The organism is Colwellia sp. 6M3, assembly GCF_014077595.1.
GTDB lineage: Bacteria > Pseudomonadota > Gammaproteobacteria > Enterobacterales > Alteromonadaceae > Cognaticolwellia.
In genome coordinates, this window is the sequence record NZ_JACGWF010000090.1 from 1 (window position 1) to 16,575 (window position 16,575).

Here is a 16,575-nt window from a genome sequence, read left to right on the forward strand (position 1 = left end):
ATTATTATCTTTGATTAAAAAATACTCGTTAATATTTTTAAACTAGTCTCCATAATGAAAGTTAGTAAAAAACATGAGTAAGTATTTCAATTTATCTAGGTATTTTTTTGCTGCTACTTGGTGGTAAAATATCAATTGTGTTACAATCTATTATTACGCTTTCTTACTTTTCATTGTGTTGGTTTAGTTTATTCAATTTTATTGTCTCAAATAATTAATAAGCTAAGTTAAATACAACGTCACTTAAAATACCATGAAAATTAACCAACCAATGCTTCAATTATTGTGTAATGTAAATATTTACGCACCTACGCCCCTAGGCATTAAAGATGTTTTGATTGCAGGTAATAAAATTGCCGCCATTTATGATCATGGGCAAGGGCAGATCGACATTCCTAAACAGTGGCACGTTAATATCATTAATTTTGAGGGCGCCACATTAACACCAGGTTTTATTGATAGTCATGCCCATATTACGGGTGGTGGTGGTGAAGCCGGCTTTGCAACACAAGTTCCACCAGTAGGTCTTACTGAATTTACTCATGCTGGCGTAACAACCGTTGTTGGTTTGCTCGGTACTGATGATACAACACGCAGTACTGAAAACTTGTTAAGTCGAGTTTATGGCCTTCGTGAAGAAGGTATGTCTGCTTATTGCTGGACAGGTGGTTATCATTATCCTTTAACCACTATAACCGGCAGTGCTAAATCAGATATCGTTTTTCTTGAACCGGTTATTGGTATTGGTGAATTTGCTATAAGTGATCATCGTTCTAGTCAGCCAACCTTTGAAGAAGTTATCCGCCTTGCCAGTGAAACTCATGTTGCAGGTTTAATCACAGGTAAAGCCGGTATTATTCATTTTCATTTAGGTGACGGTGAAAAAAGATTAGCACTAATAGAACAAGCAATTAGAGATACAGAACTACCAGCACGGGTGTTTAATCCAACTCATGTTAATCGCAACAAAGCGTTGTTTGAAGATAGTTGCAAATTACTAACGCAAGGTTGTCATATTGATTTAACCGCATTTCCTGCCGGTACAGCACAACCAGGTTGGGAAGCGAGTGACGCGATTGAAATGGCTATTGAAAGACAATTGCCTTTAGAACAAATAACCCTTAGCTCGGATGGTGGAGGTTGCTTGCCTTGTTTTGACCCACAAGGTGAATTAGTGCATATGGATTTTGGTCGAGCGAGTACGCTAGGAGAAACCTTAGTGGAAACTTTACATAAAGGTTTACCACTGGAGCAAGTTCTCCCAATGTTAACAAGTAATGTTGCTAATATTTTACGCTTTAAAAACAAAGGGCAAATTGCTGTTGGTTTTGACGCTGATTTATTAATAATGAACGAAAAATATGAAATTACTGATGTGATGGCGCAGGGTGTATGGCACAAGCAAAACAATCAGACAATTATCAAAGGTACATTTGAATAGAGGTAGATATGTGTCCAGCTAAAACAGTTGATGGTCAACAAAGGGGATTTGTAATTCCTATCGGGGGGGCAGAAGAGCGCGTTAAGGATCCTATAATTCTACAACGTTTTGTTGAGCTTTGTGGTGGAGAAAATGCATACATTGTGATTATTCCGACCGCTTCACAACTTGAAGAAACAGGGTCTAATTACGAAGAAGTTTTTCATGAATTAGGCGTGCAAAAAGCAATTTCTTTGCCGATTAATGATCGTGAAGAAGCCAATAGTGATGAATACCTCGCTGAGTTGGATAAAGCCACGGGTATTTTTATTACCGGCGGTAATCAATTACGCTTGTCGACAATTTTAGGCGGCACACCAGTAGCACAAAGTATTCGTAAACGTAATGCTGATGGCGTGCATGTTGCGGGTACGTCTGCAGGTGCAGCCATTATGCCAGAACATATGATCGCTGGCGGCCGAACAGGTGCGTTACCAAATGAAGAAGGGGTTACTTTTGCTCCGGGCATGGGCTTAATTAATAAAGTCATTATTGACCAGCATTTTAGCCAAAGAAACCGTTTAGGTCGTTTGCTTTCAGCAATTTCTTATAACCCTTTTGCTTCAGGCCTGGGTATTTGTGAAAATACGGCTGCTTTTATTGACCCAACAGGGGTTTTAGAAGTGGTTGGTCATGGCAGCATAACGGTAGTTGATCCTTCAGACTTATCGCATAGTTCAATGGCAGATGCTAATAGAGGCGAAGCTATTACGCTAATTGGTCTTAAGTTACATGTACTTGGACCAGGGGCAACTTACTGTATTAACGAAAGAATAGCTACACCAGCAAGCTAAACTTTTTTGTAAAGCCCTCCTATTTTGGTGGGCTTTACTACTTCATTAGAATTACTAAAGCACACTTCAATACCCCACATTCAGTTCAGTAAAATATTCTCTCAAGTAGTATGTTCGCTACTAAAACCATGGTATCTTTTCTAGACCGCGTATAGCGTAGTCGGAATAACAAATAATAAAAAATTCTCTTTAGAGTAATAAAAGGAAATCACTATGAAAATGCTCTCTTCCAACGTTTATGTTGGTCCTAATATTTACGCTCATTTTCCTGTGATTCGCCATATTGTAGATATTGGTATTTTGGAAAACTACCCTTCAGTCAAATTGGGTACAGAATTTATTGATGGATTAATCACAAACCTGCCAAGTTTAGATCAGCACGGCTGTTCATATGGTGAGCCTGGCGGCTTTATCAGACGGTTAAAAGAAGACGAAGGTACTTGGATTGCTCATATTTGGGAACATGTTACGCTCGAGTTGCAATGCGTAGCGGGTACAGAAGTCACTTTTGGTAAGACGCGCACTACTGGCACTGCTGGCGAATACAATATGGTTTTCCAGTATAAGCAAAGAGATGTGGGCCTTGAAGCCGCAATTTTAGCACGAAAGCTCCTCATTTCATTAATGCCTGAAAACATTAAAGACCAGTTACAAACTACGATAGAAGACGATTTTGATTTTCAGCAAGAAATGGCTGATTTTATTCGCTTTGCACAACGCAAACAATTTGGTCCTAGTACCCAATCATTGGTGGATGCGGCAGAAAAACGTGACATTCCTTGGTTACGATTAAACGAATATAGCTTGGTTCAATTTGGTCATGGTAAGTATCAACAACGTATACAAGCTACTATTACCAGTGAAACCAAGCATATAGCAGTAGAAATCTCCTGCGATAAAGAAGACACTCATAATTTACTAAACGACCTTGGCCTGCCTGTTCCACAACAACGCATGGCGTATTCAGATGTACAAGCGGTAAAAATGGCAAAAAGCATTGGTTATCCGGTGGTTTTAAAACCGTTAAATGCCAATCATGGTCGTGGTGTTTCGATTGATTTAACAACAGAAGAACAAGTAATAACCGCCTTTGCATTTGCCCGTGAGCATGGCACAAGCCGTGCCGTTTTAGTTGAATCGTTTTTAACGGGTTTAGATCACCGTATGTTAGTCGTTAATGGTGAATTAGTCGCGGTAGCCAAACGTGTGCCTGGCCATGTTATTGGTGATGGCCTTAATACTATTAGTCAATTGGTTGATATTATTAATGAAGATCCACGACGAGGTGTTGGTCATGAAAAGGTATTAACGCAGTTAGAATTAGATACCCAAGCCATGCGCTTATTAGAAGAGGCCGACTTTACTGAAGAAACAGTACTACCTAAAGGTGAAATATTCTACCTTCGCTCGACTGCAAACTTATCTACCGGCGGTACAGCCATCGATATGACCGATGTAGTACATCCTGATAATAAAACCATGGCTGAGCGAGCAGTACAAGCTGTAGGTTTAGATGTGGGCGGCGTTGATTTTTTAACTGCTGATATTACACAATCTTATAAAGACATTGGTGGCGGTATTGTTGAAGTGAATGCCGCACCAGGTTTTAGAATGCATGTCGCCCCAAGCGAAGGTAAGCCAAGAGATGTTGCCGGAAAAGTTATTGATATGCTGTTTCCGCCAGCCTTACCTACGCGTATTCCTATTGCCGGTATTACGGGTACAAATGGTAAAACCACCACGTCGAGAATGCTCTCTCATATTTTAAAAAATGCCGGGCATGTTGTTGGTATGACTTCTACCGATGGGGTTTATGTTGATGGTCAGTTATCTGTTAAAGGTGATATGACAGGTCCAGTGTCATCGCAAATCGTGTTACGTGATCCCTCAGTAGATATTGCTGTATTAGAAACCGCACGAGGCGGCATTGCCCGTTCAGGTTTAGGTTATTTAGAAAGTGACGTAGCCGCTTGTATCAATGTTCAAGAAGATCATTTAGGACTCAGAGGCATAGATACCCTTGAACAACTCGCTGAAGTTAAACGTATTGTTGTCGAAGTGGCTAAAGACAGTGTCGTGCTTAATGCTGATGATCCACACTGTTTAAAAATGGCTGACCATACCAAAGCAAAACATATTTGTTATGTCACCATGAATACAGGACATAGTTTGGTACGCGAGCATATTCGTGCTGGCGGTCGAGCGGTGGTATTAGAAAAAGGTATCAACGGTGACATGATCACTATTTTTGATAATGGTACCCATATTCCATTACTTTGGACACATTTAATTCCGGCAACCTTAGAAGGTAAAGCACTGCATAATGTACAAAACGCTATGTTTGCAGCAGGTTTAGCTTATTGTCTAGGCAAGCCGTTAGATTCGATTCAACAAGGGTTAAGAACCTTCACCACCACCTTTTACCAAGCACCGGGCAGAATGAACGTATTTGACGAGCATAACTTTAGAGTGATACTTGATTACGCCCATAATGCTGATGGTGTGCGTTGTATGAGCGAGTTAGCTAGTAAATTAGAAGTTAATGGTAAACGTATTGCGGTGCTAGCAGGTCCAGGTGATCGTCGTGATGAAGATATCGCTAATATTGCTAGAGCTGCGGCAGGGCATTTCGATATTTACATCTGTAAGGCTGACGATAATCGCCGAGGTCGTGGGGTAGATGAAGTGCCTCAAATGTTAGCAGCAGCTTTAAAAGCAGAAGGTATCAAAGAGTCGCAAATATATTGTATTGCAGACGAAGTAGAGGCCATAGAAAAAGGCCTTGAATTAGCGAGTGCTGATGATTTATTAATGGTGTTTGGCGATGCTATAACACGTTGTTGGAAGCAAATTATTAACTTTAATGGCGTTAATGAATCTGAGCAAGAAGCAGAGAAAACACCACGTCAAACCGTTATATCTATGCTCGAAACTAACGAGCCTGACACTTTTGTTTTAGAAACAGGCATGAGAATTGTTACCGATGAACGAGGTGTTCGTTTGGTATCTGAGCATGATGAAGAAAGTGACTAAAATTAGCTAAAAGGTAGCGAACCTTTGGCGGTGACTGCGTAAACTATGCTCTTTGTTGCATCTTAATAAGAAGATCAACCTGAGCATAGTTTGCTCAAACGTCCTAAAACTCACATCTTGAAGTAGTTTGGGTATATATGAATAGAGAAAACATAACACTGATATTAGATGATAATCGTCGCTTGACCGGTAAAAATTTACTATCAGATCAGCCTGGTGCCATTATTGATGCGTTTGTTAACGGTATTGATAAACTTATCGTGGTAAATATTTGGTCGATTTATGCTAACCGATTACTTAAAGCGGTAAATTGGTCAAATGAAAAAATCTACTCGCGGATCTTTGAAGACGGTATCACAATTGCCATAAGTGCACCACTAGATGCACTTTATGCTGCTTGTGATTTAAATGAAATGGCGTGGCAGTTAACTTGCGAAGAATTAACTCACACTGAGAACCAAGAAGAAATAGCAGTAGCAATTGAACGCTTAAAACTAACAATAGCCGAAGAAGCAAACCCAAAACTGCTTGAGTTAATTAAACAATCAAAAGCTCATAACATTGTCTATTTAGTTGATGACGACGAATTCTCATTGGGTTATGGCACTACTGCGCAGTGTTGGCCCATAAGCGCATTACCTGAGCCAGAAAATATAAACTGGTCACAATATAAATCGATACCACTGGCTTACGTTACTGGCACGAATGGTAAGTCGACCAGTGTACGCATTATGTCGCAAATTATTGAGCAAGCAGGTCAATGTTGTGGAGTAACCTCAACAGATTTTATTCGAGTGGGTGATAATATTATTGACCACGGCGATTATTCAGGCCCTGGTGGAGCAAGAATGCTATTGCGTCATCCCGATACTCAAACAGCCATTTTAGAGGTTGCTCGCGGTGGTATTTTACGCAGAGGTTTACCGATAGATAATGTTGATGCCGCTTTAATCACCAATATTGCAGAAGATCACTTAGGCCAATATGGTATTAATACCGTTGCAGCTTTGGCTCAAGCGAAAGCTGTTGTTGCTAAAGGTTTACTCAGTAACGGACAAAGCAAAGGCACGTTAGTACTTAATGCCGATGATAAAAATTTAGTGGCATTGGCACCTGAATTACTGGTGAATAAGTGCTGGTTTTCTTTGCATGAAGACAATACAACACTGCAGCAGCACAAACAAAAAGGTGGCGCTGTTTGCTTTGTGCGTGATCAAAAATTGGTGTATTCGCTTCAGCATGAAGAGTCGATTATTATCGCGGTTAACGATATTCCAATGACCCTGAACGGTGCGGCATTACACAATATTCAAAATGCGCTTGGGGCCATTGGTTTAGCTAAAAGCTTAGGTATAGGAGATAAAGCAATTACAGCAGCATTATCAACTTTTGCCAGTAATAGTAAAGACAACCCCGGTAGAGGTAATCAGTTTAAGATCAATAATGCGCAAGTGATTATGGACTTTGCTCATAATGTTCATAGTATGGAGGCCATGGCGGTTACCACGGCAAACATAAAAGCACAGCGTAAATTTTTAATGTTAAGCCATGCGGGTGATCGAACAGACAATGAAATCATCAACTTGACGAAAACAGCGTTAAAAATGAATCCTGACTTTATTATTGCTGCTGAAGTTCAACCGTATTTACGTGGTAGAGAGTTAGGAGAAGTACCTCAGTTAATTGTTGATACAGCGCTATCTCATGGTATGAAAAAGTGTGATATTTATACTTTTAACAGCCCCCTGTCCGGAACAAAGTATGTGGTAGATCAACTACAAAAAGACGATTTAGCTTTACTCATGGTGTTATCAGAGCGCGAAAATATAACAGCATTGTTACATGAAAAATCAATATAGCGTTTGTTAAGTGTTCATTAAAAAATGAAATAATCTCAAGCTTGCTGATTTACCAGTAAGCTTAGGTTTCCTCCTCAAATAAATACTATCCACCCTGCAGTTTTCTTTTAACAACCTTATTAATGAGTAGGTCAACTTTATCGGTATGGAAAATGGTCTAATATAAAACCTATATTTTTCAGACTAATTAGCACAACTAATCGATAACATCTTTTTGATATCCGTTATGCTAATCAAGCTTGGTTTATATATTCCGTTGTACTATGACTGTAAATAAACCATAACGTCAAAATAATCGCATTCTATTGACTGTTAGTCGTGCTATTGCAGGCCTAAATCAGCCGTAGTTATCGTATCTTTGCATTAAGTATTAGCACGAACACTTTTTTGCAATCAATATTGGTAATGTAGCTTGGTGGTTTTGGTTTATTTTTTGGTAATACACTTGTGTGTGGTAACTCTGATAATATAGCTAAATATGCACAAGAGCTTGCTATGACTGACACTTTCCTTCTACAGCTACTACTATAGTTGTTACGTTAACTATGTCGTTAATTAACTTGTCTCGCTTATAAACTTCATTTACGGTCTAAAAATTAATCATAACATTACCAACTATTGAGTAATTAAGTGACTCTACTTACCTATAACGTAGAAATAACGTAGAAATAACGCAGAAAAATCATAAAGATTATTAACTTTTGTAACGATATTTAAACAATAAAATAATCATTATAAAATTCAATGTGCATCATAAAATTTCTTCACAAAAATTAATGAAATTGTAGATTGAAGGCTTAAATATTAACGCTAATTACGTATGTTCATCTCATTGGTAATAACGAGCTAGATGGTTTTGATGTTATTTTGGTAATGATGGTTAATTGACATCTAATCGTTAATTGGTTAGATTTGAGTCAGATTGTGGTAAATGGGTTTTACGTTTTAAACAATACTACTATAAAACATAATAAGTGGAACTTGGGGAGAGTGACGTGAAATTGAATAAAATTAGTAACGTTCTAAGAGTAAATAGGTTTAATACTAAAGGTACGTCGGCATTGTTAAGCTCGGCATTTGTTACCTTGTTAGCCGCACCTGTATACGCTGAAGAACAAGCAAGCACAAATGAAGTTGCTAAAGAAAGCAACATTGAAGTTATTGAAGTTAGCGGCATGCGAGGCACAATGACTCGCTCGCTTAATGAGAAAAAAAATACCGCCGCTATTGTTGACGCTATTGCTGCGGCAGACTTTGGTGATTTACCTGGTTTATCTTTAGCTGATATTATTGAAAATATTTCAGGCGCCTCAAGTCATCGTTTAAAAGGTAGCCAAAACGAAGTCTCTATCCGTGGTTTAGGCTCTTACTGGGGCTATGCAACATTTAACGGTCGTACTATTACAAACGCTGGTACGGGTCGTGCGGTAAACTTTAAAAAATTCCCATCAGATTTAGTTGATAAAGTTGTTATTTATAAGTCACAACAAGCAGATTTAGTTGAGGGTGGTACATCTGGAACGATTGAAGTTGCTGCACTACGTGCTATCGATTACGGCAAAAATGAAACTACCGTAGAAGCAACCGGTATCTACAACTCATATTATGGCAATGTAGATGGCGAAAATGTAAATCCATGGGGAAACAAATTTGTTATTTCTACGGTTAGAAGCTGGGAAACCGAAGACTTTGGTAATATGGGTTTCACATTAGGGGTTGTTTCGTCTGACGACTCAAACCCTGAAGAAAACTACGGTGGTAGTTCTCAAATGCAAGCCTGTGCGCTTAAAGACGCTTCGGGTAATACAATAGTGCCAGATGAAAATGAGTGTGACGATGGTAACCAAGCGGTTTCTAGTGGTCGTCAAGGCTCAAGTCCTCAACTTGGAAAAGACACTAATCTGTCAGACTTTGATCAAAGTTCAATTTTCTACGTGCCTAATGATGCTTATTGGCGAACAGGTGAAGATGAAGATTCTCGCACCAGTGTTGTTGCTACTTTTCAGTGGCAACCTAATGATCAGTGGGATATTAACTTCGATTACCAAAACTCTCGTTTGGAATATACTGAAGAACGTATGGAGTTTGGGATTGATAACCGTCGAAGAAAACTAGCCGATCATATCATCGCTGAAGATCACACTTTACTTTATGCAACCGGTGAAGCTAAGCCTCAACTTTTAGGTGAAAGCAGAAATCAAGTAGACGATTATGATGGTGGTGGTATTAATTTTGAATATTACCCAACAGATAACTTAAAACTAGCAGCAGACTTTTCATACTCAAAGTCATATCGCTATAGAGTTCGTCATCGTTCAAAATTCAAATCAGAAAGCCGTTATCAATACGAGTTTGACGCTCGTGATACCAACGTTCCTACCCTTACATGGTTAGATAACGACCGTAATGGTGTTGGTGATGATGGTTACAATGCTTCAGAAGTGTTTGATCCAAATAATGTTCAGTCTTTCTTAAGTGCTGATGGTGGCGCATATGCTGAATACCGCCGTGCGAATGATGAGCGAGAAGATAAAATTTTAGCGTTCAAATTTGATGCTGAATATACGCTCGATCATGATATTTTTGCTAATATTAAAGCTGGTGTTCGTTTCTCAAAAGAAAACTTAATTGACGAACAAACTAACGATGTTTCTTTACGTTTGAGTGATGGCAGTCAAAAAACTGGCTCAACTGATACTGAAGATGATAACTGGGACGAGAACAATGTTGCCAGTTACTTAGCTTTAACTGACGGTATTGTGAGCAATTGTTTTAATAACCATCAAAACGATAATTTATTTGACGAAGAAGGCGGCGGTGCTGGTGATTTCGTTACCTACGATGCCAAATGTTTTATTGGACAAATGTTAGGTCAAATTCCAGGCAATAACGGCGATACTAGCTTTTATGATATTGGCGAACGTAACGATAAACGTGACGGTGCCGATCGTATTGTAGAAGAAAAAATCAGCGCTATTTATGCCATGGCTGATATTGATACTCAATGGGGCGATTACCCTGTAACTGGTAATGTTGGTGTACGTGTTGTTAAAACTGAAACGCACTCTGACGGTTACGGTGATAAAGTTTTTATTACTACGGCTGAAGACGGTACGTTTAAAACAGAAATTAACACTACAGGCGAAATTGAAGATGTAACACTTGATTCAAGTTACACCGAAGTATTACCGAGCTTAAACTTAACATTCCAACTAAATGACGAATGGTATTTGAAAACAGCGCTTTATAGAGCTATGTCTCGTTTTCAAATGAATGCTATGTCTGCAGGTGTTAGCTACGATATTTGTACTTCATCAAGTGAAGACGAAAGCTGTAATAATAATTACTCAGAATCAATTACCAGTGGTTCAGCTAACGGTAATCACATGAAGCCTTATTTATCTAATAACGTTGAGGTTTCACTTGAGTATTACCCAAGTAATGATGCCGCGGTAACGTTAGCGGTTTATAATAAAAGCTTTACTGGCGGTTATGAAACGGTACAAGAAGATAGAGATATTACGATATCACTTGATGGCGTAGACACAATATTTGCAGATGTAACACACTCTACAGTACAAACATCAAACGATTCTTCAACCATTCGTGGTGTTGAGTTAACGGCTCAAAAACATTTTACTGAATTACCAGGAATTTGGAGCGGTTTGGGTGCTAAGATTGCCTATAACTATGCAGAGTCAGATTTTGTAACGCCAGAACCAGGTAGCCCAGGTTTAGTTCCTGATGCAAACCTATTTGGTTTCTCTAAAAACGTAGCTTCTGCTTCTGTTTATTGGGAAGGTGATCAACTGTCAATGCGTTTACTTTATAAGTATCGTTCAAAGTATTTTCAACCGAATAACTTGCCATTCCCAACACGTTCACACCGTTATGTACAAGACAGTGATTACGTAGATTTCAACATCAAGTATAAAGTGACTAAAAAAGTATCAGTATCTTTAAAAGCACTTAACATATTAGATGAGCCACAAGTGATGACACGTGGTAACGACTCGACTATATCTGATTACTCACGCTCAGGCCCTAAATTCTATTTAGGTGTTAAAGCTAAGTTCTAATAGATAGTTAGTTTCTAATTTATAGTAAGTCAAAATTTAAGCCCTGTTTACGCAAGTAGACAGGGCTTTTTTGTTATTAAAATTTTTAACTCTGTTCTTATTGTGTACCTACTCTTATTACTGACTTGTAATCACTATTGCGCAATATAATCGTTTTTTTTACTTTATGTTTGCTAAGTCAAAGGTGCAATAGTAAATATTAAGATTAAAGATAAGTCCGTTATTTAATAACTGATTAGGCATTGAAAAATCGTCCCTGTTTTGATCTCTTGTATGGTTTTATTCGTATAGTATTTTTTAAGATTAAGAACTATAACGATGAAACGTGCTTTGTACTTTGTGAAAAAGATCTCCGTACTCATGAATATAGACTTATAAGTCAATTAATTGAAAAACTACCAAGATTAATTGTTAATTGACATATTAAAGTAATATTAAGGAAATTTATGAAGGCAAAGCACCTTAGGCTTTTATTAGGCGACCAACTCAATCCCATGCACAGTTGGTTTGAAAAGGTTGATAGTGATGTTGTATATGTTATAGCCGAGCTTCACCAAGAGGCTAATTACACTAAGCACCATATCCAAAAAATAAGCGCATTTTTTGCCTCCATGGCTGATTTTGCGCATCAACTTGAACGTGCAGGGCACCAAGTTTGCTACTTAACGTTAGATGATACTGAAAAATATCAAGATCTTCCTGCACTTATTGAGTCATTAGTGACCAATTTTTGCTGCGAAAGTTTTGCTTTTCAACGACCAGATGAATACCGACTACGTGCACAATTAAATACCATGAAGCAACAACTTTCCCAAACGGTTGTTGAGGTAGATAGTGAACATTTCTTGCTACCATTTGAAGAATTACCAAGCCATTTTCAACAAGCTACACACGTGCGAATGGAGAATTTTTATCGCTACATGAGAAAACGTTTTTCAATTCTCATGAATGGCTCAAAACCTGAAGGTAATGCCTGGAATTTCGATGCAAATAATAGACAGTCATTTAAACGCTCTGATCTTAAATTTATTCCTAAACCGTTAATATTCGATAACGAAGCCGATGAATATTTGCAACGAATAAAAAAACATAACATTAAAACTATCGGACCAGAGTCAGCAAATGTTACATACCCGATTAATCGTGAGCAATCACTGTTATTGCTGCACTTTTTTTGCCAGCATCAACTTGCCAATTTTGGTAATTTTCAAGACGCGATGACCGTAGCTTCACCCTACGCTTGGAGCTTATATCATTCGCGCCTTAGTTTTTCTCTCAATTGTAAAATGTTAACCCCAGCAGAAGTCATTCAAACAGCACTTGACGCTTACCAAAACTCAGAGGGTGCCATTACACTGGCTCAAGTTGAAGGGTTTATAAGGCAAATTTTAGGTTGGCGGGAATATGTCAGGGGGATGTATTGGGCAAATATGCCTAATTATGCAGAGCAAAATTTTTTAGCGGCTAATCGTAACCTACCTGACTTTTTTTGGCATGGTAATACTCATATGTTGTGCTTAAAAAGTGCGATAACACAGTCTTTAGAACATGCTTATGCACACCATATTCAACGTCTAATGATCACCGGTAATTTTGCTTTGTTGGCTGGCATATCACCAAGCCAAGTAGATGATTGGTATTTAGGCATATACATAGATGCGATTGAATGGGTAGAGCTGCCAAATACACGCAGTATGGCGCTTTTTTCTGATGGTGGCTGGATTGCAACAAAGCCTTACGCCGCTAGTGGCAATTATGTTAATAAAATGAGTGATTACTGTAAAGGCTGCCAATATAACGTGAAAGAAAAGATAGGGCCAAATGCTTGTCCACTCAATAGCTTATATTGGAATTTTATTGACCATAACTATGATAAGTTTTCGACCAACCACAGAATGAGTTTTCCTATTCGTAATTGGGATAAAATGTCTACCGAGCAAAAAAATGAAATAAGGGTAAAAGCGGCTGAATTACTCAATAATTTAGATAGTTTATAGTTTCAAAGCTTACTTTAAAAAAAGTATGAGTCTTTTGTTATGGCCAGCCTTGGCGCAATTTATATTGGAGGTATAGTTGAATTATACACTAGCCATTTTTTTAGGTTGCCTTGCTAATATATTTGGCTTCCTACCTTACTTTAAGGAGAAAAATAGAATATCGACAAAAAGTAAGGACGTTGGAGAAAATATATGAATCACTGCGTTTATTTTGCTGTTGTTATTTATTGTAAATCAGCAAGTTAATCCCTTCAAACAACTCAAATTAAACGCTTGAAGGTGAATTTACTGATTATGTAACTAGAAAAACTTAATGCTTGCTTAGCTCTTAAAAGATTCTAACGGTTATTTTACCTTGGTAAATTTATTATAATCTTCAACAGATGCACTTTCTTTACACTCTGCTTTTAGTTGTACTTCACGGCTATCACTATATTTTTCTAGAGTAAAATAACCTTCTCGACAAAACATTTTTAAAATATTCAAGCTAGAAACACGTTGTTGAAAATATTCTTCTAATACCTGATTACGCTCGTTATTTTTTTTGTTGAGCGATTTGTTATTTTCGGCTTGCCCTGTACCTTTTTTACCTTGACCCTTAGCTTTTTTTTGCTTACCAACATGTTCAGGCATTATTTCATCCTGTTCATCTAACGGTTTATTTTGTACTGCTATTGAAAAATTAAATACCTTAGACCCATCAGGTAATATTTTTGTTTCCAAGGATTCTTTATAGCGATTATTTTTCATATCAGAACGGTCCAAACCCGATGAACATGCTGTTAGGGAGTAAAGAAAAATAGTTGTGAGTATTAATTTAAATGTTGATAAGGACATAAAATTTTCCAGCATTAAAGAATGCACAAAAGCGCGCATGATAGTTTAATTAAATTACTGTAAAGATAAGTCAAACTAAGTAAAGGTAAGTAAATATGGAGATAAAACCTAACCCTGTTTATTCTTGTATGATCTTTATATGATACAGAGCATTAAGTGCTTACCCGTAACTTATACAGTACCTGTAAACTTAACAGAGGGTTAGCTTGTATTTTTCATTACCTTAAAGCGAATTAATCGCCTTGTAGTAGCCATTAATAAGTACAGGTTAAATAGCATCTGGGTATCTACACGCGGAACCTATTCGCTATATCTTGCATTGTGGTCGCTAAATAAGCTTGTTCTTTTGCGGTTGTTGCTATTTGTGATGCGCCTTCAGTAGTTACTGTCGATTTATGCTCAATATTGACGATGTTTTTTGCTACATCATTAGTGACTACCGATTGTTCTTCAATTGAGACTGCAATTTGCTCTGACATTGAAAAAATATGACTAATAGCGTCAGTTATTTCTTCGAGCGTATGTTCAACATTTTTTGAGTTCTCTACTGCGACACTTGCCTTGAGTTGACTGCTTTCTATCACGCGATGGGCAGCGTTTACATCAGTCTGTAATGAGCCAATAAATGCCTCGATCTCTAAAGTAGATTGTTGTGTGCGTTGAGCTAATGTTCTTACTTCGTCAGCAACAACAGCAAAGCCTCGTCCTTGTTCGCCAGCTCTTGCAGCTTCAATTGCGGCATTTAATGCTAATAAATTAGTTTGTTCTGCAACAGATTTAATGACATCAACCACCTTGGTTATATTGCCACTGCTTTCATGTAAGTTATTTATTTGTTTGGCTAAGCTGTCAATCTCTTGAGATAATACTTCAATCGAAGAATAGGAGGTTTTCACAACATTTAGGCCGCTTTTTGCTTGGTTATCAGCCTCCCTTGCTGAATCTGCTGAGACTTGTGTATTATTGGCAACTTCTTTTATCGTTGCTGATAACTCCTCTACAGCAGTGGCGATAACACCAATTCCCTCTTGTTGTTCTTTCAATGTTTGGGCGTTGAACTCACAAGTAGTCGATGTTTCTTCAGCTGCGGACGATAGTGTTAAACTAGAATTAGAAATATCATGAATGGTTTGTGAAAATTGCGCTAAAGTAAGGTTTAATGCTTGCGATATTTGTCCTAATTCACTATTTCCTTGCAAATGAGTTCGTACAGTTAAGTCATTTTTATTTCTTACGCTTCTCATAACCTGAGTTAATTCGTTGACGCGAGAGGTTAAATCTTTAACTGATATTAAGGTAATTAGACCCACCAAGACTAATAAAATTACAGTTATTAAAATGCCAATGATTAAGGTGGTAAATGCTCTCTCGTGGGTGCTTTCAACGAGTAGAAGTAAGTGACTAGCAATTTTATTTTCAGCTCTTTTCAATAAACCTATTCTTAATGTCGCTTGTTGAAACCAATGCAGAGCATCAACGTCAAAATTTGATGCCTTACTTTCAGCAATTTTACGTAGCTTTAATACCTCTTTTATTACTGGATCTTGCATTTGCTCTTGATAAAACTCTATATTTTCTGGTGTAGCTAAGGTTAAAAAATTTGCCATGTAGGTATCTTGCTGTGTTACCAAAGAAACAAATTTAATAAACATGTCGTCACTAAATTTATCTAATGCAAAAGTATTACTTAAAACTGCACGCTCAATACCCGCGCGCTCTTTACTTTGAAGAAAGTTATAATAGGCAATGGTTTGTTTAGTTATTTTTGCATCACTACTTAATTCGGCAATGATTGATGTTACGGACAGTAGTTTGGCATTGAGTGTTGTGTAATAACTTAGTGCTTTTGCTGTATCTATGGTTAAACGACTTACTTGTGCTCTTATCGTTTCTAATTTATCTAATTCTTTTATAATTTCTTGATTTAATTGTGTAACCAGAACTTGTTGGAAGTGATTAGCGGATAAATAATCTTGACGCTTACTCACGCTACTATCTGTTGCTATTCTCTGTTTACTTAGCTCTTTGACGAATTTTATACCTTGTGAGCCAATAAAACCGGCGGTTGCTCCTCGCTCTTTTTGCAACTCATGGACTAATTCACTATAGATAATGGACAGTTGAGTTAAGTGAGCAAGGTCATCCATTTCATGGTTAATAGTATAGTTTTGCTTCATTGAAGAAATACTTAACCATAAAAAACCAACTAGTGGTAATGCTATTAATAGCAGTATTTTATTTTTGAATGAAATGTCAGAAAATGTCACTGGATATCCTTTTCAGAGAAATAATGTGAGTTTTTAAGTTCACGTTGCAGACGAGTATAGCCAAAGACAAATACTTGTTAAGTTAATTGGTCAGCGGCTCAAAATAAACGACAAACTAAGTTGAGAAATTATGCTGATAAATCTCTTACTTATTTTTCACAAAAAAAAGCAAAAAGACCTAATTTCATCAAATGATTAAAACTGATTTTTAGCTTTAATTATGATTGCC

Annotated in this window: 8 protein-coding genes; 6 read left to right on the top strand and 2 right to left on the bottom strand. The window is 37.6% G+C overall.

All coding sequences use genetic code 11. The features are described 5' to 3' along the window. Positions 1 to 253 precede the first annotated feature (253 nt). The 6 genes from iadA to H4J50_RS15695 all read left to right on the top strand — a co-directional run bounded on the left by iadA (position 254) and on the right by H4J50_RS15695 (position 13,242). On the top strand, positions 254 to 1,441 hold the full coding sequence (iadA, locus tag H4J50_RS15670) for a beta-aspartyl-peptidase (protein WP_182257296.1): 1,188 nt from the start codon (positions 254 to 256) through the stop codon (positions 1,439 to 1,441). An 8-nt stretch (positions 1,442 to 1,449) separates the two neighbouring features. After that, positions 1,450 to 2,274: a cyanophycinase gene (locus tag H4J50_RS15675; protein ID WP_182257297.1), complete on the top strand. Its 825-nt coding sequence runs from the start codon at positions 1,450 to 1,452 to the stop codon at positions 2,272 to 2,274. Between the two features lie 213 nt (positions 2,275 to 2,487). Continuing rightward, complete coding sequence (cphA, locus tag H4J50_RS15680) at positions 2,488 to 5,307, top strand: cyanophycin synthetase (RefSeq protein ID WP_182257298.1); 2,820 nt, start codon at positions 2,488 to 2,490, stop codon at positions 5,305 to 5,307. 137 nt (positions 5,308 to 5,444) lie between these two features. Further along, on the top strand, positions 5,445 to 7,166 hold the full coding sequence (locus tag H4J50_RS15685) for a Mur ligase family protein (RefSeq protein WP_220466267.1): 1,722 nt from the start codon (positions 5,445 to 5,447) through the stop codon (positions 7,164 to 7,166). A 995-nt stretch (positions 7,167 to 8,161) separates the two neighbouring features. Then, positions 8,162 to 11,245 carry a TonB-dependent receptor gene (locus H4J50_RS15690; protein ID WP_182257299.1) on the top strand — a complete coding sequence of 1,028 codons (3,084 nt, stop codon included), beginning with the start codon at positions 8,162 to 8,164 and terminating at the stop codon, positions 11,243 to 11,245. A gap of 446 nt (positions 11,246 to 11,691) precedes the next feature. After that, entirely contained in the window at positions 11,692 to 13,242 is a 1,551-nt protein-coding gene (locus H4J50_RS15695; protein ID WP_182257300.1) for a cryptochrome/photolyase family protein, read from the top strand. A 345-nt stretch (positions 13,243 to 13,587) separates the two neighbouring features. Here the strand turns inward: H4J50_RS15695 and H4J50_RS15700 are convergent, their stop codons facing one another. Both H4J50_RS15700 and H4J50_RS15705 read right to left on the bottom strand, forming a co-directional pair. Continuing rightward, positions 13,588 to 13,992 carry a hypothetical protein gene (locus H4J50_RS15700; protein WP_182257301.1) on the bottom strand — a complete coding sequence of 135 codons (405 nt, stop codon included), beginning with the start codon at positions 13,990 to 13,992 and terminating at the stop codon, positions 13,588 to 13,590. Between the two features lie 374 nt (positions 13,993 to 14,366). Continuing rightward, positions 14,367 to 16,346, bottom strand: coding sequence for a methyl-accepting chemotaxis protein (locus tag H4J50_RS15705; protein ID WP_182257302.1), 1,980 nt, complete (start codon positions 16,344 to 16,346; stop codon positions 14,367 to 14,369). Between the last annotated feature and the right edge of the window lie 229 nt (positions 16,347 to 16,575).

Coding starts and splice junctions, on each gene's coding strand:
- H4J50_RS15685 (WP_220466267.1), top strand. CDS start 5,445: ATGAATAGAGAAAACATAACACTGATATTAGATGATAATCGTCGCTTG.
- H4J50_RS15700 (WP_182257301.1), bottom strand. CDS start 13,992: ATGAAAAATAATCGCTATAAAGAATCCTTGGAAACAAAAATATTACCT.
- H4J50_RS15675 (WP_182257297.1), top strand. CDS start 1,450: ATGTGTCCAGCTAAAACAGTTGATGGTCAACAAAGGGGATTTGTAATT.
- cphA (WP_182257298.1), top strand. CDS start 2,488: ATGAAAATGCTCTCTTCCAACGTTTATGTTGGTCCTAATATTTACGCT.
- H4J50_RS15695 (WP_182257300.1), top strand. CDS start 11,692: ATGAAGGCAAAGCACCTTAGGCTTTTATTAGGCGACCAACTCAATCCC.
- iadA (WP_182257296.1), top strand. CDS start 254: ATGAAAATTAACCAACCAATGCTTCAATTATTGTGTAATGTAAATATT.